At 52.1% G+C, this 25,502-nt stretch carries 22 protein-coding genes; 8 read left to right on the top strand and 14 right to left on the bottom strand.

The window, feature by feature from the left end; translation table 11 throughout:
* Positions 1 to 119: 119 nt before the first annotated feature.
* Complete coding sequence (gene rimI / locus J6J28_RS11560) at positions 120 to 1,262, bottom strand: ribosomal protein S18-alanine N-acetyltransferase (RefSeq protein WP_301721910.1); 1,143 nt, start codon at positions 1,260 to 1,262, stop codon at positions 120 to 122.
* Positions 1,263 to 1,377: 115 nt separating this feature from the next.
* Here rimI and purM point away from each other — a divergent pair, with 115 nt between their 5' ends.
* A complete protein-coding gene (gene purM / locus J6J28_RS11555) occupies positions 1,378 to 2,424 on the top strand; it encodes a phosphoribosylformylglycinamidine cyclo-ligase (protein WP_301721909.1) in 1,047 nt (348 codons plus the stop codon).
* Complete coding sequence (gene purN / locus J6J28_RS11550) at positions 2,421 to 3,059, top strand: phosphoribosylglycinamide formyltransferase (protein ID WP_301721908.1); 639 nt, start codon at positions 2,421 to 2,423, stop codon at positions 3,057 to 3,059. The genes purM and purN overlap by 4 nt, the downstream gene beginning before the upstream one ends.
* On the opposite strand, the gene J6J28_RS11545 is transcribed toward purN, so the two are convergent.
* Complete coding sequence (locus J6J28_RS11545) at positions 3,056 to 3,760, bottom strand: DUF3108 domain-containing protein (protein WP_301721907.1); 705 nt, start codon at positions 3,758 to 3,760, stop codon at positions 3,056 to 3,058. The genes purN and J6J28_RS11545 overlap by 4 nt on opposite strands.
* 165 nt (positions 3,761 to 3,925) lie before the next feature.
* Here J6J28_RS11545 and fadE point away from each other — a divergent pair, with 165 nt between their 5' ends.
* Entirely contained in the window at positions 3,926 to 6,382 is a 2,457-nt protein-coding gene (gene fadE / locus J6J28_RS11540; RefSeq protein ID WP_301721906.1) for an acyl-CoA dehydrogenase FadE, read from the top strand.
* 73 nt (positions 6,383 to 6,455) lie between these two features.
* On the opposite strand, the gene J6J28_RS11535 is transcribed toward fadE, so the two are convergent.
* Together J6J28_RS11535 and J6J28_RS11530 are read right to left on the bottom strand one after the other, a co-directional pair.
* Positions 6,456 to 7,085 carry a peroxiredoxin gene (locus tag J6J28_RS11535; protein WP_301721905.1) on the bottom strand — a complete coding sequence of 210 codons (630 nt, stop codon included), beginning with the start codon at positions 7,083 to 7,085 and terminating at the stop codon, positions 6,456 to 6,458.
* A 47-nt stretch (positions 7,086 to 7,132) separates the two neighbouring features.
* The gene (locus J6J28_RS11530; protein WP_301721904.1) at positions 7,133 to 8,029 is read right to left on the bottom strand and encodes an MBL fold metallo-hydrolase; all 897 of its coding nucleotides are present in this window, start codon (positions 8,027 to 8,029) and stop codon (positions 7,133 to 7,135) included.
* Between the two features lie 145 nt (positions 8,030 to 8,174).
* On the opposite strand from J6J28_RS11530, the gene J6J28_RS11525 reads away from it, so the two are divergent.
* Complete coding sequence (locus tag J6J28_RS11525) at positions 8,175 to 9,737, top strand: AbgT family transporter (protein ID WP_301721903.1); 1,563 nt, start codon at positions 8,175 to 8,177, stop codon at positions 9,735 to 9,737.
* Here J6J28_RS11525 and J6J28_RS11520 read toward each other — a convergent pair.
* From J6J28_RS11520 to J6J28_RS11510, 3 genes are read right to left on the bottom strand one after another with little or no spacing between them, the layout of a single operon-like run.
* Positions 9,734 to 10,924, bottom strand: a complete 1,191-nt coding sequence (locus tag J6J28_RS11520) for a multidrug effflux MFS transporter (RefSeq protein ID WP_301721902.1) — start codon at positions 10,922 to 10,924, stop codon at positions 9,734 to 9,736. The genes J6J28_RS11525 and J6J28_RS11520 overlap by 4 nt on opposite strands.
* Positions 10,921 to 12,669 carry a bifunctional metallophosphatase/5'-nucleotidase gene (locus tag J6J28_RS11515; protein ID WP_301721900.1) on the bottom strand — a complete coding sequence of 583 codons (1,749 nt, stop codon included), beginning with the start codon at positions 12,667 to 12,669 and terminating at the stop codon, positions 10,921 to 10,923. Before J6J28_RS11515 ends, J6J28_RS11520 begins: the two co-directional genes overlap by 4 nt.
* 1 nt (position 12,670) lies before the next feature.
* Positions 12,671 to 13,603, bottom strand: coding sequence for an isopenicillin N synthase family dioxygenase (locus tag J6J28_RS11510; RefSeq protein ID WP_301721899.1), 933 nt, complete (start codon positions 13,601 to 13,603; stop codon positions 12,671 to 12,673).
* Between the two features lie 170 nt (positions 13,604 to 13,773).
* Here J6J28_RS11510 and J6J28_RS11505 point away from each other — a divergent pair, with 170 nt between their 5' ends.
* Together J6J28_RS11505 and argE are read left to right on the top strand one after the other, a co-directional pair.
* Positions 13,774 to 14,364, top strand: coding sequence for a hypothetical protein (locus tag J6J28_RS11505; RefSeq protein WP_301721898.1), 591 nt, complete (start codon positions 13,774 to 13,776; stop codon positions 14,362 to 14,364).
* Positions 14,365 to 14,415: 51 nt separating this feature from the next.
* Positions 14,416 to 15,597 (top strand): acetylornithine deacetylase, encoded by a 1,182-nt coding sequence (gene argE, locus J6J28_RS11500; protein WP_301721897.1) that lies wholly within the window; start codon positions 14,416 to 14,418, stop codon positions 15,595 to 15,597.
* Here argE and rnhB read toward each other — a convergent pair.
* Positions 15,594 to 16,160: a ribonuclease HII gene (gene rnhB / locus J6J28_RS11495; protein ID WP_301721896.1), complete on the bottom strand. Its 567-nt coding sequence runs from the start codon at positions 16,158 to 16,160 to the stop codon at positions 15,594 to 15,596. The two genes, argE and rnhB, sit on opposite strands and share 4 nt — an antisense overlap.
* A 79-nt stretch (positions 16,161 to 16,239) precedes the next feature.
* Between rnhB and J6J28_RS11490 the strand changes: the two genes are divergently transcribed.
* Positions 16,240 to 17,778, top strand: a complete 1,539-nt coding sequence (locus J6J28_RS11490; RefSeq protein WP_301721895.1) for an AbgT family transporter — start codon at positions 16,240 to 16,242, stop codon at positions 17,776 to 17,778.
* Positions 17,779 to 17,781: 3 nt separating this feature from the next.
* A complete protein-coding gene (locus J6J28_RS11485) occupies positions 17,782 to 18,567 on the top strand; it encodes an SDR family oxidoreductase (protein ID WP_301721894.1) in 786 nt (261 codons plus the stop codon).
* Here the strand turns inward: J6J28_RS11485 and J6J28_RS11480 are convergent.
* The 6 genes from J6J28_RS11480 to J6J28_RS11455 form a co-directional block, all read right to left on the bottom strand.
* Entirely contained in the window at positions 18,564 to 19,730 is a 1,167-nt protein-coding gene (locus J6J28_RS11480; protein ID WP_301721892.1) for an energy transducer TonB, read from the bottom strand. The two genes, J6J28_RS11485 and J6J28_RS11480, sit on opposite strands and share 4 nt — an antisense overlap.
* Positions 19,731 to 19,846: 116 nt before the next feature.
* Positions 19,847 to 21,427 (bottom strand): dihydrolipoyllysine-residue acetyltransferase, encoded by a 1,581-nt coding sequence (locus J6J28_RS11475; RefSeq protein WP_301721890.1) that lies wholly within the window; start codon positions 21,425 to 21,427, stop codon positions 19,847 to 19,849.
* Positions 21,428 to 21,441: 14 nt separating this feature from the next.
* A complete protein-coding gene (locus J6J28_RS11470; RefSeq protein ID WP_301721889.1) occupies positions 21,442 to 22,419 on the bottom strand; it encodes an alpha-ketoacid dehydrogenase subunit beta in 978 nt (325 codons plus the stop codon).
* Positions 22,419 to 23,618, bottom strand: coding sequence for a thiamine pyrophosphate-dependent dehydrogenase E1 component subunit alpha (locus J6J28_RS11465; protein ID WP_301721887.1), 1,200 nt, complete (start codon positions 23,616 to 23,618; stop codon positions 22,419 to 22,421). The genes J6J28_RS11470 and J6J28_RS11465 overlap by 1 nt, the downstream gene beginning before the upstream one ends.
* Before the next feature lie 86 nt (positions 23,619 to 23,704).
* Positions 23,705 to 24,742 carry a succinylglutamate desuccinylase gene (gene astE, locus J6J28_RS11460; RefSeq protein WP_418055183.1) on the bottom strand — a complete coding sequence of 346 codons (1,038 nt, stop codon included), beginning with the start codon at positions 24,740 to 24,742 and terminating at the stop codon, positions 23,705 to 23,707.
* Entirely contained in the window at positions 24,735 to 25,475 is a 741-nt protein-coding gene (locus J6J28_RS11455) for a DUF599 domain-containing protein (RefSeq protein WP_301721883.1), read from the bottom strand. The genes astE and J6J28_RS11455 overlap by 8 nt, the downstream gene beginning before the upstream one ends.
* Positions 25,476 to 25,502: the final 27 nt, after the last annotated feature.

The raw sequence follows: 25,502 nt of genomic DNA, 5'->3' as shown, positions 1-25,502 counted from the left end.
ATACGAGCGGTCTGTCCTTGTAGATCGAAATAGCTACTATTTCTGGTTTGAATGACGACTACCGCAACGCGTGTTTTCTAACAATTACGGGTTTACGCTAAGGGAGTTAGCGCTTTTGATCAAGTCGCACGTGACAACACCAAGGCTGCTTTTTGCTTGCGGCGACCGAAACCGAAGGCGCGCTTAAAGGTTGCTAACGGGATCGGCAGGTACTGTCGCTCGGCTGCGGATTGCCAGGGTAAAGCGTCCTGATCAGGGTCGTTGATGTAGACGTAATTTTCATCCGCTGCACAAATGACGACCCAATGGGGCGCTTTACTTTCATCAAATACGTAAGTGCTGATGAGTGCGACCACCACGTGCCCGGCGGCAAGATCCGCGGCCAGTTGCGTGAGGCTGTAGTCCCCCACCAAAATCGGCACCTGAGCCGCTTTCAGCGCGGCAATATCGGTTTCCTGAATGCGCGCCATTATTTGCTTTTTCTCGGCGCTACGCACCGAGTCCATCAGCAGTGGTCCGCTGTGACTCACATGCAGCACCACCTGCAAGCCCCGCCGCAACGCGGCGCGCGCCAGGCCGTGAGGGCCGCAGCCACCGTGTCCTGAGGTCATGAAGATGGTCGTCGCTTCGCGCCAGATTTCAAGCTCTTCATGGTGTGGGTCCGCTGACGGAATATCATAAAATGCCATAGCCATCAGTAAACTGGCAGGGCCACAGGTAAAATCTGTGGTTTGCGTACGATACGGCACCAACCGCTGGCCGCCGTTAGGTCCGGCGGACGGCTCAAAACGCGGTAACAGCTTTTGCAGAACCACGGCATCGCTATCGTCTTCATAGTATTCCGGACGGATCTCCATGTCGTAATAGCCAACACCATGATAAAGCGCCAGCGCCGGCTGGTTGTCGACCTTCACTTCCAGGCGCATAAACAGACAATGGCGGTCATCGGCGTCATCTTCAGCAGCGGCGAGTAATGCTTTACCGAAGCCACGGTTGCGAAACTCCGGCAAAACTGCCAGCGAATACAAACGGGCCAGCTGTGTGGCTTGCCGGTAAAGGACAATGTAATAGCCCACCACCTGTCCATCGAACAGCGCCACCTGAAAGTCACCTATCGCCTGATCGATAAAACGTTTGAAACTGCGGCGACTAATGCGATCGGTCGTGAAGCTGGCCTGCTCGATACGCTCGAGTGCGTCGAGATGATGCCGATTGGCCCGCACCAGGGATAATCCTTGTGCCGCGCCTTGAGAAGTAACCATGACAGTAGCGTCCTAACGCTGATGTGGGCGAATTGCGCGCTTATTATATCGCAGTATTGCCTTGAAAGTGGTAAACTGTCGCGCAAATTTTTAGCACCAGCTGAGGACCTTTCTCGTGAGCGATCAAAAACCTTCTTTGAGTTACAAAGACGCCGGCGTTGATATTGATGCAGGTAATGCACTTGTGGACCGTATTAAAGGTGTCACTAAACGTACGAAACGCCCTGAAGTCATGGGCTCCATCGGTGGTTTTGGCGCGCTCTGTGAGTTGCCTGGCAAGTACAAACAACCCGTTTTAGTCTCCGGTACCGACGGTGTAGGCACCAAGCTGCGCCTGGCCATCGACCTGGGCAAACATGACACCGTGGGCATCGACCTGGTCGCCATGTGCGTTAATGACCTGATTGTACAGGGTGCTGAACCGCTGTTCTTCCTCGATTATTACGCCACTGGCAAGCTAGACGTTGATGTCGCTGCAGACGTTGTCACCGGAATTGGTGAGGGCTGTGTGCAGGCCGGTTGTGCGCTGATTGGTGGTGAAACCGCAGAAATGCCCGGAATGTATGAGCAAGGCGATTACGATATTGCTGGCTTCTGTGTCGGTGTGGTTGAAAAAGAAGAGATTATCGATGGCAGCAAAGTCGCGCCAGGTGATGCTCTTATCGCCCTCGCCTCAAGCGGTCCACATTCAAATGGTTACTCGTTGATCCGTAAGATTATTGAAGTCAGCGAAGCCGATGTTCGCAGCGAAGAGCTCGACGGTAAGCTGCTCGCGGATCATCTGATGGCGCCTACCCGCATTTACGTGAAGTCAGTTCTTAAAGTGCTTGAATCCCATAGTGTGCACGCTATCTCTCACATCACCGGCGGCGGTTTCTGGGAGAATATTCCACGGGTACTACCGGACGATGCCAAAGCCGTTATCGACGATAGCAGCTGGGAGTGGCCAGTGGTGTTTAACTGGTTGCAGCACAACGGCAATGTGACCACCAAAGAAATGTACCGTACCTTTAACTGTGGTGTGGGTTTGATTATGGCCCTGCCACAATCACAAGCCGACGCTGTAGTTGAATTATTGCGCGAGCATGGCGAAGACGCCTGGGTTATCGGTCAGGTTGCCGCACGTGAAGGTGATGAAGCACAGGTTGAAATCGTAGAATGAAACGAATTGTCGTACTGATTAGCGGTTCAGGCACCAACATGCAGGCCATCGTTGATGCCTGCCAGGCCGATCGTATTGACGGCGAAGTTGTTGCTGTCATCAGCAACAAGGCAGACGTGGGCGGACTCGAGAAGGCCGCGAAAGCAGGTATTCCGACGGCAGTCTTGTCACATCGTGAATTCGACAGCCGCGAAGCCTACGATGAGGAGTTACTCAAACTTGTCGATAGTTTTGCCCCTGACGTAGTGGTGCTGGCCGGTTTTATGCGCATTTTGACACCGGCCTTCGCGCAGCACTTTCAGGGACGCATGCTCAATATTCATCCATCATTACTGCCTAAATACCGCGGCATCAATACTCATCAGCGAGCACTGGATAACGGTGATAAAGAACATGGTGTGTCGGTGCATTTCGTGACTGAAGAACTTGATGGTGGGCCCGTGATCTTGCAGGCCGTCGTGCCAGTTTTCCCGGAAGACACCGCGCTTGACCTGCAACAGCGGGTGCATAGCCAGGAACACCGTATTTACCCGCTAGTGGTGCAATGGCTGTGTTCCGAACGCTTAAAACTGACCGAAAAAGGCGCGATGCTCGACGGCGCCCTGCTCGGCGCGCAAGGTTACGCAGTCGATTAATTCAGCGTTTCCAGGACTAAGGTGGCGACTTCGTCACCTTCTTTGAGTTGCTCCATTTTTACCATCACATAGCCAAGTTCTGGCGCAAACCAGTAATGCGTTTCCCGTGTGCTCGACTTGCGCACCCGCGAAACTTTAAGTGCTTCCACCGTGCCAAAGGGTAGCGACAAAACTTCCAGCTCGCCGCGGCGGAAGCGCTGCTCGTCATACTCACCTTTGTCATCGACGATACGATAACTAAAATCGGTGTTCGAACTTTGTTGCAAATCGTAACGCAGCTGCTCGAGCATGCTGGCTTCATCCAGTAAGTTCGCGTGCCAGTCGACCGGTAACGGCGTGCCGGATTCAGCTTCAAGCACTTGCTCATTCTGGCTGTCAAAACGCACATTCATGCTTTTATTGCTACCTGTGCCACTGCGTTTGAACCTAAAGGTAAGAGGCTCGATCCAACCGTCAACGAAAGTAAATGTCGAGTCATAACGGCGCACATCGGACAGGAACAAAAATGAAATTTCAGTCTCGTTCTGCAACACATAGGTGCCATCGTCACGCTGAGAGAGTTTACGCGTGGCTTCACCGTAGTTGGAACCACCCCGCTCAACCTCGTAGCGAGCATCGTAAACCGCTAATTCGGCACTAAAAACCGGCGTCATTAGCAAGCCAGCGAGAGGCGCTGCAAGCCACTTTACTACTGCATTCATGGTATCTCCTGACGAATCATCCCGGGCGAAAAACTGATCGCATTCACCACTCTGACCTTATACTACTGAAAAAGTGCAATATCCCTTGAAAGTCTGCCACAAATTGTCTAATCTCGGGGGATAACTTACTGGTCAGACCTCTAACCACAACGACGGAGTATCATTATGAGTGTCGCCTTATGGATTATCGCCACCTTGCTAGTGTTCGGTGGCCTACTGTATTACCGCACCTCGCTGCTGGTGACAAGCCTCGGCCTGGTGGGCATGTTTGCCATCGGCAGCCTGTTTGACATCGTTGGCCCAGTGCTTTGGGTGCTGCTGGCTATCGTATTGTTGCCTCTGAATATTACCCTGTTCCGCCGCAGCGTTTTGAGTAAAACCATGCTCACAATGTACCGCAAAGTGATGCCGGAGATTTCTGAGACAGAAAAAGACGCGATTGACGCCGGAACGACCTGGTTCGAAGGCGAGCTTTTCCGTGGCGCTCCAAACTGGAAAAACCTGCACAGCATTCAAAAGGCCGAGCTAACTGCTGAAGAGCAAGCCTTCCTTGACGGACCCGTTGAAGAAGTCTGTAAAATGCTCGACGATTGGGAAGCGACTCATGAGCTGGCAGATATGCCAGAAGAAGTTTGGCAGTATCTGAAAGACAACAAATTCTTCGCCATGATCATCAAGAAACAATATGGCGGTCTTGAGTTCTCAGCCTATGCTCAGTCCCGCGTACTGCAAAAACTTTCTGGCGTCAGCACAGTATTGGCTAGTACCGTTGGTGTGCCTAACTCTTTAGGTCCAGGTGAGCTATTGCAGCATTATGGTACTGAAGAGCAGAAAGATTATTACCTACCGCGCTTAGCCACAGGCGAAGAAGTCCCCTGCTTTGCGTTGACTAGCCCCGAGGCGGGTTCTGATGCAGGTTCGATCCCAGATACAGGGGTGGTTTGTAAAGGCGAATGGGAAGGTAAAGAAGTTGTCGGTATCCGACTCAACTTTAACAAGCGTTACATTACCCTTGCGCCAGTAGCAACAGTATTGGGGCTGGCCTTTAAAATGTATGACCCGGATCACCTGTTAGGCGACCGCGAATCGCTGGGTATCACCGCGGCACTTATCCCGCGTGATACCAAAGGTGTGGAGATCGGTCGTCGTCACTTCCCATTAAACGTGCCATTCCAGAATGGTCCGATTCGTGGTGAAGATGTATTCGTACCGCTGGATTTCATCATCGGTGGTGCTGAAATGGCCGGTAAAGGCTGGCGTATGCTGGTCGAATGTCTATCGGTTGGCCGTGCGATCACCCTGCCATCAAACAGCGCAGGTGGCGTGAAGTCTATTGCCCTGGCTACTGGCGCCTATGCTTACATCCGTCGTCAGTTCAAACTGCCGGTGGGTAAAATGGAAGGCGTACAGGAAGCTATGGCGCGGATCGGTGGTAACGCGTACCTGATGGACGCGGTCACCACGCTCTCGACCAAAGGTATAGACCTTGGTGAGAAACCATCGGTTATTTCTGCCATTGCTAAGTACCATATGACCGAAAAACTTCGTTCATGCATGGACGATGCCATGGATATCCATGGCGGTAAAGGCATCTGTCTGGGGCCGAACAACTACCTCGGCCGCGGTTACCAAGGTGTGCCTGTAGCGATTACCGTGGAAGGTGCCAATATTCTTACCCGGAGCTTGATGATCTACGGTCAGGGCGCGATTCGCTGCCATCCTTACGTACTGGAAGAGATGCTGGCGTCTGCTGAACACAACGCAGAAGGCCTGAAGCGTTTCGATAAGGCTATCTTTGGTCACATCGGTTTCGCTATGAGCAATTTCGTGCGCTCACTGGCATTAGGCCTGGGTGGTCATCACCTGAGCAGCACCCCTTACACCGACAGTACCAAGCAGTACTACAAACAAATGAACCGCTTTAGCGCCAACCTGGCACTCTTGTCAGACGTTGCTATGGGCGTTCTTGGTGGCTCGCTGAAGCGCAAGCAGCGTATTTCTGCCCGTTTAGGCGATATGCTGAGTTACCTATACATTGGCTCTGCGACCTTGAAGCGCTTTGCTGATGAAGGCCGTCAGCACGATGATCTACCGTTGCTGCATTGGGCGATGCAAGACACCCTGTACAAGCTGCAGGAGTCACAGCTGGAACTACTGGATAACTTTGGTTTCATTGGTAAAACCATGCGTGTCATCATGTATCCGTTCGGCCGCTTTGTGAAACGTCCTTCGGACCGCTTAGACACCAAAGTTGCACGGATCCTGTTGCAGCCTAATGCAAGCCGCGAACGTCTTGGCAAGGGCCAATTCCTGGCGCCGGAAGGTCAGTTCGGTTATCTGGAGCAAACCTTACGTGACATTATCGAAGCAGAAGCACTGCACGATCGTGTTCAGCGTGCTGCGGATGAGCGCATTCCCTTTATCTTCCTTGACACAGTGGCTGCCAAAGGCAAAGAACTGGGCGTGTTAAGCGACGACGAAGTCGCCCTGCTGAAGCGTGCTGAAGAAGGCCGTCTGCGGGTCATCAACGTTGACGACTTTGCCCATGAAGATCTGATGGCAGGTAAAGCTGCCCGGGAATGGGCTTTGAAAAATCAGCAAAAAGACTCGGACGCTGCTTGATCTAAGCAGTAACTGAGGCTAATAAAAAACCGCAGCGATAGTCCGCTGCGGTTTTTTTATGCCCTTTAGACCATCACTTCACGCTGGTATAGCGTAAGTAAGGCTTCACGGTTTTAAAGCCCTGCGGGAATTTCTTCTCCGCTTCTTCCATGGATACACTCGGTGGAATAATAACGTCACCGCCCAGCTCCCAATCAGCCGGAGTCGCTACGCCGTGTTTATCACCCGTTTGCAGCGCATCAATGACCCGCAGGATCTCTGCAAAGTTGCGACCAACACTCATTGGGTAGGTCATGGTTAAACGGATTTTTTGATTCGGATCGATAATAAAGACCGAGCGTACCGCCGCGGTCTCACTCTCCCCCGCATGAATCATCTCGTATAACTCTGCGACCTTTTTGTCTTTGTCAGCCACAATCGGGAAGGTCAGTGACGTGTTCTGGGTTTCATTCACATCATTAATCCAGCCCTTGTGCTCTTCCACTGTGTCCGTCGACAAACCTAAAGGCTTTACACCACGCTTGGCAAACTCTTCAGATAGCTGCGCCGTACGGCCCATTTCAGTGGTACATACTGGCGTGTAGTCGGCCGGGTGACTGAAGAAAAATACCCAGGAACCCTTAGCCCAGTCATGGAAGTTAATCTTGCCATCGGTGGTTTCAATATCGAAATTCGGTGCGATATCACCAATTCGTAATCCCATTATCTTTACCTCTTCTATGTGAACTTAAGTGTGCGAACTTCAATGCCTTAAAACTTATTTGCCGGAATCTTAAAATAACGATGACCGTCAGCTTCTGGTTCAGGCAATTTCCCCGCGCGCAAGTTCACTTGCAACGCGTGCAACATGCGATCCGGCAAAGCCAAAGTGGCGTCACGTTCCTCACGTAGTTGGCAATAGTCAGCTTCGCTGACATCGCCAGCCAAATGAATATTGTTTTGCCGGTGCTCCGCGACCGTCGCTTCCCATTGCGGTTCGCGGCCATCCTTACCGTAGTCATGGCCAACAAAGAGTCTGGTCGTGTCGGGTAAACTTAAAATACGCTGTAACGACTGCCATAAGTCCTGCGTCGACCCGCCAGGGAAATCGGCGCGTGAGGTGCCGCTGTCAGGGTACATCAGAGTATCATGGACAAAGGCAGCATCGCCTACGATATAAGTAATAGAGCCCAGCGTATGGCCTGGCGACAGCCATACCGAAACGTCCAGCTCTCCTAGCTTGAAGGTGTCACCTTCCGCAAATAAATAGTCAAAATCAGCCTTTGGGTTGAAAGCTTCCGGCAAATGGTAGTAGTCACGCCACAGCTCGGCGATATCAGTAACCTTCTCACCTATAGCATTCGGGGCGTTCGTCTGCTCTTTCAAGTACCAGGAGGCCATGAAATGATCGGCGTGAGGATGTGTATCCAACACCCAGGTGATCTTGAGATCATGCTCTTTGGCTAATGCTAAAATCTGATCAGCACTTTTAAAGTCGGTGCGGGCGGCACGCGGGTCAAAATTCTGCACAGCGTCAATGACTGCGGCTTCGCCACTGCTCGGATCAGCCACCAGGTATTGGATGGAACCTGTATCAGCTTCATAAATCCCCCACACGTTCGGTGAACCTACACCTGTCGAGGCACTCTTGCGAACACAATTTTTCATACCACCTCCTTTATTTCGTACTTTACTAAAATAGTAGATCTGCCGGCATTGTTCAAGGGATACACTCAGGCATGAGCCTGCGTCGGTTTTCATGTACAATCACCGCTTCAAAAAATTTAGAAAACATCCAGAGGAGCAGCATGGCATGACGCAGGCCAATTCCACGACCGCAAAACGTGGCGCATTCACTCGATTTCTCGATACGGTTGAATGGCTCGGCAACTTACTTCCCCACCCGATCACCCTGTTTGCTTTATTCGCAGTCGCGATTATCTTCCTTAGTGGGCTTGCCAGTTATCTTGGTTTAAGTGCACAGGATCCGCGTCCAGGTGGTGAGGTCATCGAAGTCGTGAGCTTGCTCAATGCCGAAGGCTTGCAACGCGTGGTCACCGGACTGGTCACTAACTTCACCGGCTTCACGCCACTGGGAACCGTACTGGTTGCACTGCTTGGTGTAGGTATTGCTGAGCGCTCCGGGTTACTTTCCGCCGCCATGCGCGGCCTGGTCATGAATGCGCATCCGCGTGTGGTGACTTTAGCTGTGGTGTTTGCGGGCGTCATCTCCAATACAGCTTCTGAGCTTGGCTATGTGGTACTGGTGCCGTTGGCGGCAATGATATTCCACTCTCTGGGTCGGCATCCTCTGGCGGGGCTTGCTGCAGCGTTCTCGGGCGTATCTGCCGGTTACAGCGCCAACCTGCTGATTGGTACCGTTGACCCTTTGCTTGCTGGTATCACCACGAAAGCAGCCAACCTCATCGATCCTGAATACTATGTTGGTCCCGAGGCGAACTGGTGGTTTATGATCGTCTCCACGTTTCTGATTGCCGCGATGGGTACCTTTGTTACAGAAAAAATAGTTGAGCCCAAACTTGGCAAATACAACCCAGATGAAGCCAGTATTGACCTAAGCGATCAGAAAGTAGAAGCGCTGACTCCGGTCGAGAAAAAAGGTCTGAAAGGCGCTGGCTTAAGCTTCTTACTGCTTGGCATATTGCTGGCCCTGACCATAGTTCCCGAATGGGGCATCCTGCGCCATCCGGAAACCGGCGCAGTCGCAGGCTCACCTTTCCTGCGGGGAATTGTGGCCTTTATCTTCATTACCTTTGCTATACCCGGCTACGTTTATGGTCGCATCACCAAGGTCATGCGCAGCGATCGCGATGTCATCGATGCCATGTCGGACTCAATGAGCACTCTGGGGATGTATATCGTATTGGTCTTTTTTGCCGCGCAATTCGTTGCGTTTTTTGGCTGGACTAACTTCGGCAGCATTTTTGCCATCAAAGGCGCGCAATTCCTGCAGGAGGTTGGTCTCACTGGCCCGTCAGTGTTCCTCCTGTTTATTTTGATGTGTGCTTTCGTCAATCTGATGCTGGGCTCGGCGTCCGCGCAGTGGGCCATCACCGCCCCTATTTTTGTGCCCATGTTGATGCTGATTGGCTATGCACCGGAAGTCATTCAGGCGGCCTACCGTATTGGCGACTCAGTGACCAATATCATCACCCCAATGATGAGCTACTTTGGCCTGATTTTAGCGGTCGCGGCGCGCTATAAAAAAGATGTGGGGATCGGCACGCTTATCGCCACCATGTTGCCGTACAGTATTTTCTTCCTGGTCGGTTGGACCATCTTGTTCTTTATTTGGGTTTTTGCCCTCGACATGCCGGTTGGCGTTGCCACACCGACCTTCTACACCCCGTCTTAGGATGGGGTGCGCAGGACGCGATACAAGAGGGTTGCGGTAAGACCGCAGGCACCGATCACGTAGAGCATACCAAGCGGGGTGATGTGACCCACCACATTCACCACCGCAGAAATAATACCCGCGATAAGAAACTGCAAACTGCCGGTGACCGCTGAGGCGGAGCCGGCCCTTTCCTGCTGTTCTGCTAAAGCACCAGCCATGGCATTGGGAAACACCATTCCCAATGTGCTGACATAGGCAAATACAATCATCAGGACCAGCCAGAAGTTGGCATTGAGGCTGGCAAAAACAATGGTCAGCAGCGAAATAAGCGCCAGCACTGGTAGTGATTTATTGAGGATTTTGCGGGCGTCGCGACGCCGCAACAGCCAGGCATTAAACTGCGCCATACCAATGATGCCGATAGCATTGAGGCCAAACAGCCAGCTATAGTGCGTCGGATCCAGCCCAAAGTGGTCGATAAACACCAGCGGTGAACCGGTGATATAAGCAAACAGACCTGACTGTGCGATGCCCCCGGCGAGGGAGTAGCGCAAAAAACCGCGATCTTTAAGTACGTCCCAGTAAATCGGCAGGCTGCGCCGCATCCGCACCGCACCGTTAAAGCTGCGCGTTTCCGGCAGACGCACATGTACAATCGCCATACAGGCGACGGCCAGCGCAGCGACGATGACGAAAATGGCTTGCCAACCAAAGGCTTTAGTCACGTACGCGCCCGCCAGCGGCGCGAGGATCGGGGCGATGCCCATAACCAGAATAAGAAACGAGAAAACTTGCGCCGAGGCCTGAGGCGTATAGAGATCGCGCACCATTGCCCGGGCAATCACTAAGCCAGCACAGGAACCGATGGCCTGGAAGAAGCGCAATACGATAAGACTTTCGAGGTTAGGCGCATAGGCACAGGCCAGTGAGGAAACGATATAAATCACCAGACCAAAATAAAGTGGCGGTTTACGCCCCCATTTGTCAGATGCGGTGCCGTACAACAGCTGACCAATGAAAAGTCCCAGAAAAAATGAAGTCAGCGATAGCTCAACGCGGTTGGACTCAGTGCTGTAACTTGCGGCGATATCGCCAAAGGCGGGCAAATACATATCGATGGATAATGGCCCGAACATCGTGAGCAGGGCCAACACCACAACGGTTAAATCAAAGCGTGCTTTATCAGATACCGTCAGCTGCGTCATTCGTCCAACGACCGATAGCTTTGCGTGCTGTGTTCAGTCGGACGTTTGATCGTCTTGGTTTTGCTTGCCCAGTCGACGAACGACTGGGCATAGTTGATGTAAGTATCCTGTACCCGCCCGTCAGCTTTGAGCTTACTCAGTAAACGCCAGCCATCGGCTCCACCGGCTAAGAAGCTATTGGTAATCATGGTATAGGTTTGAGCCGGATCCAGCGCTTGCCAGCCCTGCCCTCTACGAACCTGCAACTGGCTGATTCTTTGCCCGTCTTTGGCTTGTAAATCGACATCAAAGCGAATGCCCGCGCCATGGGGGTACCCGCCATCAGAGCCGGTGTCGGACAGCGCGTAACTTAAGGCCTGCTCGAGTACCTGCTTCAACTCAGCACCCGTGATCTGCACTTCCACCAGGGTATTGGCAAAGGGCAACAACCGATAAGCGTCGGCAATCGTAAAGGGGCCTGCATTGATATCAGCCCGCACACCACCGGCATTTTGCAGCGCAAAGTCGGCTTGCGGAGAGCTGGCAAGAAAAGCTTTAGCGACCACCGCATGGGCGTCCGATTGGCGGCCAGTGCCGCAACCGGGCACAGTTGTCGGCCCCATTCGCTTCATACACAGTCGCGCCTTGACATCCGCAACTACCGTCTCAGTGAGCTCATCAAGGCTCGCCTGGTAGCCTGTCAGCAGCTCTTTTGCCGCCGGATTTTCAGCAACTGCAGTAAACTGAGGTAATGTTTTAATCGCTTGCGGTGCATTCTCTGCAACCAGCACATGCGCCTGTCCGCCGCATGCTGCCACGCGGTCACCGGTAAATGCTACCCGTAGCTCGCCCACTACCTGGCTGTATTGCCAGGCATGAGCGACACAAACCGGATCACCGTCTAGATTTGTGACCTGCATGGGATAAGGTCCCACGGTCGGCAGACCATAGCCGGCAAAGTCACCCATTAAAGTATGCGAATCGCCGCCAACGATAAAATCAACACCGGGGAGTTGCTGAGCAATACGCAGATCGTTTTGCAGTTGAATGTGAGTCAACAATCCGATCTTCTCAATGCCTTGCCGCTGCAGCTCGGCAATATAAAACTTTGCGGTGGCCAGTTCATCGGCAAAGCGCGTGCTGGCATCAGGTTGCGAGGAGTTTTTTGTTTTTATGGCGATATCCAGACCGATAATGCCGACTTTTTCACCGGCCAACTGGAAAATCGCATAGGGCTTGAAGCTGTCCCAACGCGTCTTGGGCGTTAACGGCGATTTACCGACTTGCGGTTGAACATTAGCAGCCAGTACTTCGGTACGGCAGTTCGCCGTCATTGCCAGTGCATCCAGGAACGACTTGAAACCCGCATCACCGTTATCAAACTCATGATTACCTAGGGCAAAGGCATCAAAACATACCTCGTTCATCAAGGCCGCGTCAGCGGCACCGTTATAGACGGTGTAGAACAAGGTACCGGTGATGGCATCGCCAGCGTGCAACGCCAGCACATTGGGCTGTGCTGCGCGGATCGCATTGATTTGCGTCACCACGCGCGCAAAACCGCCGGTTTCTATGCTGTACTCTTTGCCTTCAACTTGCAGAGCCGTGCTCTGGTGCGGTAATAAATTCGAATGATGGTCGTTAATATGAGCAACAGTGAGTTCAAATTCGGGGGCTTGCGCTGCCGGCGACTGCGCACAACCTGCCACTAGCAGAGATGTTGTCAGCAGTGCACCACCTAAGACCCACCGTTGCCATTGATTCATATTACTTCACCAAACCAATTTCACGCAGACGTTCCATCAGATAATCATCTGACGAAATTGCCTCCCAGCGTTTTGGATTTTCATCGCTGATACAACTGGCCAGGGGATCAATCACCACATCCGGATTAAAGTGCAGGAAGAACGGAATTGAGTAACGCGATTTGTGGCTATAGGGTGCCGGCGGGTTGACCACACGGTGAGTCGTGGAAGGCAGCACACCATTGGTCATGCGTTGCAGCATGTCGCCAACGTTACAGATAATAGCACCTTCAATGATCGTCACCGGAATCCAGCTGCCATCTTTTGCCAATACTTCCAAGCCTGGCTCACGGGAGCCGACCAGCAGGGTGAGTACATTGATATCTTCATGAGCTCCGGCACGCACCGATGGGGTTCCTTCATCCACAATCGGCGGGTAGTGCAACGGCCGTAGAATTGAATTTCCCAGATTCACTTTATCATTAAAGAAATCGCGCGGTTGCTTCAGATAAACCGCCAACGCTTCTAACACACGCAGGCCCAATGCATCGAGCGCACTGTAAAGACGCAGCAGCTTGGTTTTGAACTCAGGGAGTTCAGCAGGCCAGACATTTGGAGTTAACTGTTTGAACGGTGGTTCACCTTCGATCTCACGACCTACATGCCAGAATTCTTTTAAATCCACGTGCTTCGCATCTTTTGCAATCTCAGTACCGAAGGGTGTGTAACCTCGTGCACCGCCACCACCAGGGATATGATATTGCTTTTTAACAGCTTCAGGTAAGGCAAACAGATCGCGACAGGCATCCAGTGCCTCTTCAATCAACTGTTGGTCAACGCCATGCTTAGTTAAGGCAACAAAACCATTAGTTTCATACCCTTCGCCAACGTGCTGCGCAAAGGCCTCAAAGTTCTGGTCGTAGAGGCTCATATCAATGTGTGGAATAGATTTCATCGGTACCCTTTGGAAACAGTTAAAAACAACGGTTTATAGTAATTTTTTTACCCGCCAAAGACAATGAAAACCGGCGAAAACCTAGAGGTAAATCTTGTGTAAGGGACCTTTCTAAACTGCCATCCTATGACCACACTTAAAGAGACATTCACCTAACGAAGGTGTTGAATATGAAAACCTTAACTAAACTTGTAGGTTGTAGTGCCATTGTCAGCGCATTCGCGATGCTGACTGCGCCGACGCTGGCCCAGTCTCAGGACAGCAGTCCCTTCAAAGCTCCCCAAACCCGACAAGCGTTTAACTTTATCAGTCTCGGTGTGGCTGACCATGACGCGGACGATAACAGTATCATCCTGGAAGGCAGTTATGAATTTAATGCACCATGGTTTGTTAGTGGTTACTTGCGTGACGGTGACGAGGGTCCGTTTGGTGACGGCCGCGACGCGCAAGGGTTGAAGTTTGGTCGTTATTTGTGGCTTAACCATAATCTGGTCGCTGATTTCTCAGGTCGTCTGGGACAGGTTGATTTTGGCCCGGAAGACAGCGCTTACTGGGGCGTTGAAGGTAACCTGCGCACCCGCATTGACCGTTTTGAACTCTACGCTGGCCTCGGCTGGGTTGATTACATGGATGCCGGCAGTGACAGTCAGTACCAGTTCGGTAGCCGCTTTTATCTTACCCCGGAGTTTGCCGTAGGAGCGCGCTATCAGGATAGCGAATTTGGCGATGGTCTGCGCATCGATGTAAGTTATCACTTCTAACAAAATCAGGTATGCTGTGCTGCATAAGCTATCGTTATCGGAGTTCTTCTTATGTCACAGCTGCCTGCCTTTCTTACGCTTTACCGCGAACTTGTTGCGACCCCTAGCGTGTCCTGTCTGGACCCACATTGGGATACCAGCAATAAAGCCGTTATCGATAAGCTTGCCGGCTGGTTATCGAGCTTAGGTTTTTCTGTCAGTATCAACGAGCTAACGCGCCAGCGCGGCAAGTTTAATCTGCTGGCCAAATTCGTTCCGGCCGGCAGTGATGGCCGCGGCGGTCTGCTGCTGGCCGGCCACACCGACACCGTGCCTTGGGACGAAGGGCGCTGGACTCGGGATCCCTTCCAACTTACCGAAGCCGATGGCAAGCTTTACGGACTTGGCAGTGCCGATATGAAAGGCTTCTTTGCCTTTGTGCTTGAAGCCCTGCGCGGATTAGATCTGGGCAACCTCGCCAAACCTGTTTATGTACTAGCCACCGCAGACGAAGAAACCACCATGGCCGGTGCCCGGGAGCTGGCCGCGTTCGGCGAGCTAAGCCCGGACTACGCCATTATCGGTGAACCGACTTCGATGACCCCGGTGACCATGCACAAAGGTCACCTGACCGAAGGCATTCGGGTAACGGGTAAAAGTGGCCACAGTTCAAATCCGGGGGCGGGACTCAACGCTATTGAGGTAATGCACGATGTTATTTCCGGTTTGCGGGAACTGCAGCGCGACTTCCAAAAACGCTACCATGACCAGCATTTCGCCGTCCCTTATCCAACCCTTAACTTTGGCAATATCCACGGTGGTGACGCCGCGAATCGCATCTGCGCCTGCTGTGAAATGCACGTTGATCTACGCCCATTGCCGGGAATGCAGATGGACGAACTGTACGGCCTCATCGATGACAAACTGAAGCCTTTGCAACAGCAGTTCCCACAGGCTATTTGCCTCGAGCATCTGCATGAAGCTATTCCTGGCTATCGCTGCGATCCGGACTCTGCCATTGTGCAACTCGTGCAAGAGATCACCGGTAACTGCGCCGAACCGGCCAACTACTGTACCGAAGCGCCTTTCGTGCAGGAGCTGGGCTGCCAGACCATAGTCATGGGGCCCGGTTCCATTGCTCAGGCACATCAACCTGACGAGTTTATCCGGCTTGATGAAATTGCTCCGGCACAACAGCAGTTACGTACCATTATCAGCCGCGTCTGCCTGAATGGCGCTAAGAACACCGCTTAGTCAATCTCGCCCAGTACGCGGCGCACCGGCTTAAAGCTACGCCGGTGGATGGGGCATGCACCGAAGCGTTGCAGTAGCTCCAGATGCCCGGGGGTGGGATAGGCTTTGTGTTTGGCAAAGTCGTAATCAGGATAGTGTGCATGCCAAAGCAGCATCTGTCGATCACGTTCCACCTTGGCAAGAATGGAGGCTGCACCGATACACTCATGCAGCCCATCACCACCGATGATAGCTGCACCTGGCACGATTAACTTCGGCAACCGATTGCCATCAACCAAGACCTTTTCCGGTGTCACCCCCAGCCCTTCAACGGCGCGTTGCATCGCCAGTAACGACGCTTGCAAAATATTAATGGCATCTATCTCATCGGCATCGCATTGCGCGATCGACCAGTACAATGCCTTCTCTTTAATTTCCTGGCTCAATGCTTCGCGTTTCTTTTCCGATAGCTTTTTCGAGTCATTGATACCCAGGATCGGGCGTCTCGGGTCAAGGATAACGGCCGCTGCAACTACAGGGCCCGCGATAGGTCCCCGCCCTGCTTCATCTGTTCCGCAAATCATAGTGTCTCTTGTGCTTCTTCGGTGATGGGGTATGATACTTTCGTCCGACGAATAATAACAATACTTAAAGGGGTTTCTCATGTCTGAATCATCCTCGTTGCTCAACCGCATGCTCGACAAAGTCGAGAAGGTCGGCAACAAACTTCCTGATCCAGCCGTTATGTTTTTTGGCTTGCTGATCATTGTTTGGGTCTTCAGCTTCCTGCTTTCCGGCGTACAATTTGATGCGGTGCATCCCTTAACAGGTGAAAACGTTGAAGTCACAAACCTATTAAGCGGAGCGGCGATGGCAGACTTTCTTGCCAATATGGTCGGCACCTTTATGGGCTTTGCGCCCTTAGGCGTGGTGCTGGTCGCTATGCTTGGTGTTGGTGTCGCCGAACGTAGCGGCTTTATCAATGTTGCCATCAAGCTGATGCTTAACGTGACGCCGAAGGTACTGCTGACGCCCGTGCTGATTCTAATTGCCATTGTCAGCCATACTGCGGTCGATGCCGGCTATGTTCTGGTGATTCCGCTGGGCGGCGTGATTTTCTATGCTGCAGGCCGTCACCCGCTGGCGGGTATTGCCGCTGCCTTTGCCGGGGTCTCGGGTGGTTTCAGTGCTAACTTTGTACCCTCGGCCGTTGATCCGCTGTTACAAGGTTTTACCGAGTCTGCTGCCAAAATTCTCGATCCAGCGATACAGTTAAACCCCTTGAACAACTATTACTTCACCGCGATGTCGTCAATTATTGTGGTCGCCGTCGGCTGGTATCTGACCGACCGTGTGATTGAACCGCGCCTGAGCAAGACTCCGATTGATGGTGATCAGGAAGACATGCCAGCGCTTGACGATGTCACACCACGCGATCGTAAAGCGTTTTATGCCGGTGTTCTGACCATGGTCGTTGGCCTCGCTGCACTGTACTTCGCTGCAACCGCTGAAAATACGCCGCTTGCCGATCCTACAGGTGAGCTGGCCTCCTTTGCAGCACCGCTGATGCAGATGATTGTGCCGTTAATTTTCCTGCTGTTCATTCTGCCCGGTATCGTACACGGCTATATCTCCGGAAACTTCAGCAACTCCCAGGATGTCATCGGTGCGATGACGAAGTCGATGGAAGGCATGGCCTATTACATGGTTATGGCGTTCTTCTGTGCCTTATTTATTAAAGCCTTTGGCGATTCTAACCTGGGTATTTTATTGTCCATCAAAGGTGCAACCTTCCTTAGCTCGCTCGAACTTTCCGGCGGTGTGACCATGGTCGGTATTATTTTCCTGGTCGCCTTTATTAACTTGTTTGTCGGCTCAGCGTCCGCCAAGTGGGCGTTGATTTCACCGATTTTCGTGCCGATGCTGATGCAACTTGGTTATTCACCTGACTTAACTCAGGCGGCCTACCGTGTCGGTGACTCCACCAGTAACATCATTACGCCTTTGCTGCCCTACTTCCCGCTGGTTGTGCTCTACTGTCAGCGTTATGTGAAAGATACCGGTATCGGCTCTCTGGTTGCCTTAATGCTGCCCTTTACTGTGAGTCTGCTGGTACTTTGGTCAGCATTTTTGATCGTTTACTGGATGCTCGGTATTCCGCTTGGTATTCAGGCGAATTACATGTACCCAGCGGCGGGTTAAGCCATGACTTACTTTCAGGGCAAAACTGTCTGGCTCACCGGTGCCTCTTCAGGCATCGGTTTAGCCATGGCGCAACAACTGGCTGAGGCGGGAGCTCATCTTATCCTGACCTCGCGCCGCGCTGAAGTCCTGGAGCAGGTGCGCACAGCGCTCGCTCATCCTGATCGGCATCGGGTGCTGGCACTCGATTTGAGTCAACCTGAAGCTGCTGCCAGCGAAGCGCAGCAGCAACTCGGTGACCAGGTCATTAATGTTTTGATCAATAACGCCGGCATTTCGCAACGTTCACTGATTCTCGAAACCGACATGCAGGTGTACCGGCAACTGATGGAAATCGACTACTTTGGTGTGGTTGCGCTGACCAAGCTGGTACTGCCACGCATGGTCGAACGACGCAGCGGCCATATTGTGACGGTATCCTCGGTGGCGGGTAAGGTAGGTACCAAATTGCGGAGTGGCTACAATGGCGCCAAATTCGGTGTCATTGGCTTTATGGATTCATTACGGGCAGAAACCGCCGAATATGGGCTTAGTGTCACCTCTATCCTACCCGGTTTTATCAATACTCAGGTTGCGCACAACTCGCTGACCGGTGATGGCTCAGCTTTAGGTGAAGCCGATCCGGATAATGCCGGAGGCATCAGTGCGGAACAATGTGCGCGACGTTCACTGCAAGCGATAGCCGCGCAAAAAGCTGAGGTCGTGGTCGGCTCGGGCCTATCTAAGCTAGCGCCGTTTTTACAGCGCTTCGCTCCAGGTCTGGTAAGGCGGATGATAGCTAAGCGTTAGTCTTTTTGCAGGGCGAAATCGAGCTGCACTTCAACATTCTTGCGTACCACCGGATTCCCATTTTCGTATGCCGGCACATACAGCCAGCCAGCAACAGCATCGCGGGCGGACTGACCGAACGCGGCACTGGTTTCTGATACGATGCGAATATTCTGCGGCCGCCCGTTGCGGCCGACATCGTAAATCAGCTCAACGGAGCCTTCACGACCCGCCTGCGCTTCTGCTGCAGGAAACTCTGGGGTGACCCGAAACAAAGCTTCCTCAACCAAACCGCCACCGAGTTCATTATTCATTTGACCCAGTCGGGTCAGCGCTGCGGTCACTTTCTCGTATTCATCCAAGCGTCCGTAGAAGCTTACCAGACGGTAATAGGCCGCCAACTGCAACTGAATCACTGCCGACTTACCTGCAGCATCAGCAGAAACCACTCGTTCAAGCTTATCGATCGCTGCTTTAAGCCGATCATTGCCAGCGTCTTCCATCGCGGCGTAAAAGGCGGTTTTAATGGTACTTGGGTGATCTTCACCAAGTTGCTCTCTACTGTCCTGGTAAAGTGACGTCCAGAGGTTCGGTCGACTTTGGTTCAGTCTTAATAACTGCTCGGCCATGGCTGTCTTCACTGCCAGGACAAAGGTCGGATTCTCGGTTTTACGCGCACTAAAAATTTCGGCAAACTTCAGCTCATAGTCAGAAATTCTTTCTTCGTTCACCTCTGGCATGGTCTCCAATGCCAGCAATAAAGGATCTAACAGCTCAATCGCCGACGACCCGTACTCATCCTCAAAAACTCTTACCACCAAGGCTGCCAGCGCATGTTGCTGTTCACCTACCCGTTGTGCGGCATCCAACAGCAATAAGTGGTTCAGCGCCAGATTGGCGGTATTAATATGGTCCGCGCCGAAATACTCACGTCCACGCATGTAAGACGCAAATGCTAACTGTTGTAACTCGCTTTTCGGAGTGTTTGGGTCTGCCTCAGCCTGCTGGAAGGCTTGGTACACTTCCTGAAAATTTTGTTTAGCTGATTCCTGCACTACAGGTGCAGCATGGACTGCTGAACTGACCGAGGCACTCATTACTGCAAGGCCAAGAAGTGTTGCCGAAAGCAAAGGACGAAGACGAGAGACTTTGCGATGGGCTGGGATTAAACGGCTATCAGACATACACCTTGATACTCTTGTTATTGTTATGTTTAAAGGATACTAACCCGAGACTCGTCCGGGATCAAAAAAACCCGCACGAATGCGGGTTTTTTAGTCAGTTCTTGCAGCTCAGAAAACTAGACCATGTGCACCAGCATTGAGGTTGGATCCTCAAGAAATTCCTGCCAGCGCTTGTTGAAGCGGGCAATAGTGCCGCCATCAATAATGCGATGATCTCCAGACCAGCTCACCGTCATCAGTTTGCGTGCAACCACGTTGCCATTAGCGTCAAACCGCGGCAGCTCCTGCACTTTGCCTAAGGCGACAATCGCAGCCTCAGGTTTGTTGATGATCGGGGTCGCTACTGTGCCGCCAATTACCCCAATGTTCGAGATAGAAATGGTGCCACCTTTCATGTCTTCCTGCGCAACACGGCCTTCGCGAGCAGATTGCGTCAGACGTGTGACTTCATTGGCCACGTCGATCAGGCTCTTATTCTGCACTTGCTTCACATTTGGCACCAGCAGCCCGATCTTAGTATCAACCGCCATGCCAATATTGTGATCATCAAAATAAGTGATCTCGGTGCAGTCATCGTTGACCTGCGCATTCATGATCGGGAATTCCTTCAGGGCCAGCGACAGCGCCTTGATGAAGAACGGCATCATGGTGATGCGAACACCTTCATCTTTGTAGCGCTCTTTCAGCTGTTTCTGCAGCGCCATCACCGCAGTCAGATCAAATTCATCTGCATAGGTAAAGTGCGGAATGGTGCTGACCGATTCCGTCATGGCTTTGGCCATCGCAGCTTTTACGCCCCGAATTGCCTCAGTTCGCTTACCACCTGCAGGCTTGCTGGTAGAGGTCGTTGCGGCCTGAGCGTCTGCGGCTTGGCTCTGCGCTGCGGCTGCACCGCTGACGTGCTGTTCCACGTCTTCTTTCATGACGCGGCCTTTCGCACCGGAACCTGAAACCTTACTGATGTCCACATCAAGCTCACGGGCGCGACGACGCACCGCAGGGCTGGCAATAGCCTTACCCTGACGAGCAGCAACCGGAGCTTCTGCCTGTCCTTGTTGAGCGGTGCTGGTTGCGGTTGACGCGGCGGCAGCTGGCTGAGCAGAAGAGTCTGACTCTGACGACCCATCGCCGGCAACGCGCACCGCAAAAAGAGGCTCGTGCACTTTGGCAATGTCGCCCTGCTTGTAATAAAGCTTTTCCACCACGCCATGTTCTTTCGCTGGAATCTGCACCAGAGCTTTGTCCGTCATGACATCGACAACGGGCTGGTCTTCTTCAATGGTATCGCCTTCCTGGACTTGCCACTCGACGATTTCACATTCAACAATGCCTTCACCGATATCCGGCAGAATGAAATCAGTCACTGAAGAGCCGGCACTCGATGACTCGGCTGTTGCAGTGGATTCCGGCTGTTCCTCGGCCTTAGCAGCAGGTGCAGCGGCTTCTTCGTCGCTGTCATCTGCCGATTCGACCGCAAACAGCGGCTCATGTACTTTGGCGATGTCACCCTGTTGGTGATAAAGCTTGGTCACGACCCCATCGTCTTTGGCTGGGATCTGTACCAGCGCCTTGTCTGTCATAACATCGACAACGGGCTGATCTTCTTTGATGGTGTCGCCTTCTTTGACCAACCACTCGACGATTTCACACTCAACGATACCTTCGCCGATATCCGGTAAAATAAAATCTTTACTCATAAGTCCCGGCCCTCTTAATAGGTCATCGAAGCTTTAATGGCTTCGTAGACTTTCAGGTGATCGACGAAATATTCTTTTTCGTGACACAGTGGATAAGGTGTATCCAGGCCACATACACGGGCAATTGGCGACTCCAGGTACAAGAAACATTTGTCCTGCACTGTAGCAGCTACTTCGCTTGCGAAACCGCTGGTCAGAGGCGCTTCCTGGGTCACCACGAGGCGGCCCGTCTTCATCACTGATTTTGCCACGGTTTCGGCATCCCACGGCAGCAGGCTTACGAGGTCAATAATCTCGCAATCGATGCCGTCTTCGGCCGCTTTATCGGCAGCTTTTTCGGCCATTTCGACCTGCGCGCCCCAGGCAACAATGGTCAGATCCTTACCTTCACGCACAACGTCTGCCTTACCAAGCTCAAGACTGTACTCTTCCTCAGGCACCTCACCGGTAGAGGCACGGTACAGGCGCTTAGGCTCCATAAATAATACTGGGTTTGGATCAAAGATTGCGCTCAGCAACAGGCCTTTGGCCATATACGGGTTGCGCGGCATGACAATTTTCAGACCCGGGGTATGCGCAAAATAAGCTTCCGGGGACTGCGAATGATAATGTCCGCCTGCGATGCCACCGCCATAAGGTGTGCGAATCGTCAGACCGCCAACATTAAACTCGTTACCGGAACGGTAGCGGAATTTAGCGGACTCGTTTACGATTTGGTCAAACGCAGGAAAAATGTAATCACCGAACTGAATCTCAGCAATCGCATAACTGCCTTGTGAGGCCAGACCGTTAGCAAAACCCAGAATACCCTGCTCGACCAGTGGCGTATTAAAGTTACGATGACGCCCGTATTTTTCTGTCAGTCCGGAGGTTGCCCGGAACACGCCACCAAAAGAGCCGGTGTCTTCACCAAAACTATAGACTTTCTCACTTTTTGCCATCGCGATATCAAGTGCGCTATTGATGGCCTGTAATAAATTCATCTTCGCCATTACTTCTCTCCCCCATCAATGCGTGACGCTGTTTTCGGGTACGCTTCAGGGTACTTACGAATATGCGCTTTCAATTGCTCGAGCTGCTCTTTGAGCTGCTGAGGCGGGGTGTCATAAACGTCATTGATAAGCTCATCAATATGTGGCGCAGGCACTTTCTCGGCCTTTTTCAGTGCCGCGAGTACTGCCGCTTTCTTTTCGGCAAAGATCTCTTCGGCGTCTTTTTCCGTGAGCCATTTCTTCTTAATCAAGTAGGTCTGGAAGCGTGCCAGCGGGTCTTTAGCACGCCATGCATCTTCTTCGTCACGAGTACGGTACCCGGTTGGATCATCCGAAGTTGAATGACCCGCCATACGATACGACATGCCCTCAATCAGCACCGGCTCGTTGTCTTCCACAGCAAGCTTGCGCGCCATTTGCGTCGCCTGGTAGACAGCGAGAATGTCGTTGCCGTCAACACGAATGGTCTTCATACCATAAGCCACACCGCGCGGAGCAATACCATCGCCGGCATACTGTTCACCCTGTGACGGGGTCGAGATAGCGTAACCATTGTTACGACAGAAGAATATCGCCGGTACTTTGTAGACCGCAGCCATATTCAGTGCCGCGTGGAAGTCACCTTCCGAGGCTGCGCCTTCACCAAAGTAACAAATCGTACAGGTGCCCGACTTGTCCATTTTCTGGCCAAAGGCATAGCCGGTAGCTTGTGGGATTTGCGTCGCCAATGGCGAGGCAATGGTCATAAAGTTAAGTTCTGCGGAGCCGTAGTGCACTGGCATCTGACGACCTTTGCCCAGGTCGCGCTCGTTTGAGAACAACTGGTCCATGAACTGCTCAACAGTAAAACCGCGATAAGCTAAAGCGCCTTGTTCACGGTATTGACCCATGATCATGTCACCGTCATCAAGCGCCGCCGCTGAACCTATACTTGCGGCCTCTTCACCAAGCGAAGACAAATAGAAACTGATGCGGCCCTGTCGTTGTGCAGCGATCATGCGCTCATCGAGGATACGAATGAACTGCATGGTATCGAACATCTTCAGTGCCAGCTCTTTATCGAGCTCAGGTACCTGAGCACCCTTTTGCACAGTGCCGTCCTCTTTGAGGATTTGAAGCATTGGAATCTTTAACGCTGAACCGTCGATAAACTTCGGTTCGGTCACGATTTCAAGCTGGTGTTGTTTATCCTTTGCCATAACTTTCTCGTTCTCAGAAAAATTGCGCTCACTTTACCTTTACGTCAACTGACATGCAAATAGGTGAGCGTGCTCATAGTATAAAATCAGACCAGTTGCAGCCGTTCCAGCGGAATATCAACGACCGTTAACAGTGCCCTCTGGCCCAGCGCTACATTAGCGTTGGGGAAAATAATACGCTCGCCAGCCTGCTCGACCCGATACTCTTTGCTGCCATCAGTGGCAAGCAACTGCCCCTGCTTGAATGGCGTGAAATTCGCCACATCATCCGGGAAATATAATTTGAAATCCTCAACTGTACGGTTAATTGTACGGCATACATCAAAAACTTTGGTGCGTTGCGGATCAAACTCGGGCAGGTCCAGCTCAGCTTCACAAATCAGCTTAGTGAACATTTTCTCGGCTGCTGCAAACTTACTACGATCGTTCTCGCCAAAGGGTTTTACTTTACCCAGCTCAACCGTAAAGGCATCGGCCCGGTGGGTACGGACACTGTAATAACTAAAGGTTGTCGTCGGTGCCTGATTTAACAGGATGGTAGTGACCCCACATTCAGCCAAAAAGGTAAGCTGGTCTTTTTTATAAGGGCCGCCATGGGTAAATGGGTAGACGCCAAACTTCTCGTACTGAGAATCGCGAATGGCAGTATGCAAATCGTAATGGTAGCGACGCCGCTCGCCGCTTGGAGCATCGTCAAAGAACGCACTGACGTAATGCTCAATGTTCGCCGCGCGCTTATGTTCAGGACTGTGCCCTTTTTCATGAGCACCGCTAAATAAGCGGTTCATGTTCATATCAACAAAGCGTTTGTTGATGGCAATGGCTGCTGGGTTAGCAATCAAAAACAGGGTGCGTTGCACGGGTTTAATCGAGCCACGCATGATGCCATGGATCATATCGCGAACGATCTCAATGGGTGCGGTTTCGTCACCGTGTACAGCACAGGAATACACCACATCTTTGCTGCCAGGTTCGCTCGGTTCAATCACCACCACGCCGTAATCCTGAAAGATAATCTGGCCGCCGTCATAGGCTAAGGTTTGATTCAGTAGCTGCACGTCATCGGTCAACTGCTCACCGCCGTAGCCTGAAACCGTCCACTCGAGTACATCAACATCATTCAACTTCACGTTCCAACTCCTGTTGTTTTATCCGTCCTGGTTCCAGCCCTTTGGTCGCTAGCAGTGCCCGCAGCACTCTTGAGCGGTATTCCCGTCGATACAGTACCGATACGACCACCACCGTCGAAGCAACAAACAACACCGGATGCAGAAACCAGCATAGAAATGCCAGCGCAAAGTAATAGGCCCGTAAACCATTATTGTATTCATGTCCGGCCTGATCAAATACCTTCGCCGCCTGCCGGGCAAAGGTATCACGCTGCTCGTCAGAAAAATCGGTGCTGCGATACTGCGGTGCAGCGCCTAGCAATACCGAAACAAAACCAAACTGGCGTATCGCCCAGGTGAATTTGAAAAATGCGAAAACAAAGATAAGCGCCAGACACGCAAGTTTAAATTGCACTTTGTCCGAAGAGGTTGCTGCAGTGAAGGGCAAAGACTCCAGCACAATGACCACCTTATCCGCTGACGCTAATAAGGTGAGCACACCCGCTAACACCAGCACGGTTGATGAGGCAAAAAAGGTCACCACTCGCTCGACATTACCCAAAAGCGCCGCATCAGCGATCTGGTGCTCTTTGCGCGTCAAGGTCATCATCCAGTCAATTCGTAACTGGCGTAAAATATGGGACAAGCTATAGGTGGTGCGGGCACGAATTCTGGCAAATTGGGTGTAGAAAACCCAAACTGAAACAAAAAATGCCAGAGTTACAATATCGAGTGTCGTTAAACTCATGCTATTGACCTTGCGCTGACAGCATTA

Origin of the sequence: Pseudidiomarina terrestris (genome assembly GCF_030466375.1) — a bacterium.
GTDB lineage: Bacteria > Pseudomonadota > Gammaproteobacteria > Enterobacterales > Alteromonadaceae > Pseudidiomarina > Pseudidiomarina terrestris.
Note: the sequence above shows the minus strand (reverse complement) of the source record. Positions and strands in the feature narration are given on the sequence as shown.

What these genes read in the sequence shown, in the direction of transcription:
- rimI (WP_301721910.1), bottom strand. Translation starts at nt 1,262, where the DNA reads ATGGTTACTTCTCAAGGCGCGGCACAAGGATTATCCCTGGTGCGGGCC.
- purN (WP_301721908.1), top strand. Translation starts at nt 2,421, where the DNA reads ATGAAACGAATTGTCGTACTGATTAGCGGTTCAGGCACCAACATGCAG.
- J6J28_RS11545 (WP_301721907.1), bottom strand. Translation starts at nt 3,760, where the DNA reads ATGAATGCAGTAGTAAAGTGGCTTGCAGCGCCTCTCGCTGGCTTGCTA.
- fadE (WP_301721906.1), top strand. Translation starts at nt 3,926, where the DNA reads ATGAGTGTCGCCTTATGGATTATCGCCACCTTGCTAGTGTTCGGTGGC.
- J6J28_RS11535 (WP_301721905.1), bottom strand. Translation starts at nt 7,085, where the DNA reads ATGGGATTACGAATTGGTGATATCGCACCGAATTTCGATATTGAAACC.
- J6J28_RS11530 (WP_301721904.1), bottom strand. Translation starts at nt 8,029, where the DNA reads ATGAAAAATTGTGTTCGCAAGAGTGCCTCGACAGGTGTAGGTTCACCG.
- J6J28_RS11525 (WP_301721903.1), top strand. Translation starts at nt 8,175, where the DNA reads ATGACGCAGGCCAATTCCACGACCGCAAAACGTGGCGCATTCACTCGA.
- J6J28_RS11520 (WP_301721902.1), bottom strand. Translation starts at nt 10,924, where the DNA reads ATGACGCAGCTGACGGTATCTGATAAAGCACGCTTTGATTTAACCGTT.
- J6J28_RS11515 (WP_301721900.1), bottom strand. Translation starts at nt 12,669, where the DNA reads ATGAATCAATGGCAACGGTGGGTCTTAGGTGGTGCACTGCTGACAACA.
- J6J28_RS11510 (WP_301721899.1), bottom strand. Translation starts at nt 13,603, where the DNA reads ATGAAATCTATTCCACACATTGATATGAGCCTCTACGACCAGAACTTT.
- J6J28_RS11505 (WP_301721898.1), top strand. Translation starts at nt 13,774, where the DNA reads ATGAAAACCTTAACTAAACTTGTAGGTTGTAGTGCCATTGTCAGCGCA.
- argE (WP_301721897.1), top strand. Translation starts at nt 14,416, where the DNA reads ATGTCACAGCTGCCTGCCTTTCTTACGCTTTACCGCGAACTTGTTGCG.
- rnhB (WP_301721896.1), bottom strand. Translation starts at nt 16,160, where the DNA reads ATGATTTGCGGAACAGATGAAGCAGGGCGGGGACCTATCGCGGGCCCT.
- J6J28_RS11490 (WP_301721895.1), top strand. Translation starts at nt 16,240, where the DNA reads ATGTCTGAATCATCCTCGTTGCTCAACCGCATGCTCGACAAAGTCGAG.
- J6J28_RS11485 (WP_301721894.1), top strand. Translation starts at nt 17,782, where the DNA reads ATGACTTACTTTCAGGGCAAAACTGTCTGGCTCACCGGTGCCTCTTCA.
- J6J28_RS11480 (WP_301721892.1), bottom strand. Translation starts at nt 19,730, where the DNA reads ATGTCTGATAGCCGTTTAATCCCAGCCCATCGCAAAGTCTCTCGTCTT.
- J6J28_RS11475 (WP_301721890.1), bottom strand. Translation starts at nt 21,427, where the DNA reads ATGAGTAAAGATTTTATTTTACCGGATATCGGCGAAGGTATCGTTGAG.
- J6J28_RS11470 (WP_301721889.1), bottom strand. Translation starts at nt 22,419, where the DNA reads ATGGCGAAGATGAATTTATTACAGGCCATCAATAGCGCACTTGATATC.
- J6J28_RS11465 (WP_301721887.1), bottom strand. Translation starts at nt 23,618, where the DNA reads ATGGCAAAGGATAAACAACACCAGCTTGAAATCGTGACCGAACCGAAG.
- J6J28_RS11455 (WP_301721883.1), bottom strand. Translation starts at nt 25,475, where the DNA reads ATGAGTTTAACGACACTCGATATTGTAACTCTGGCATTTTTTGTTTCA.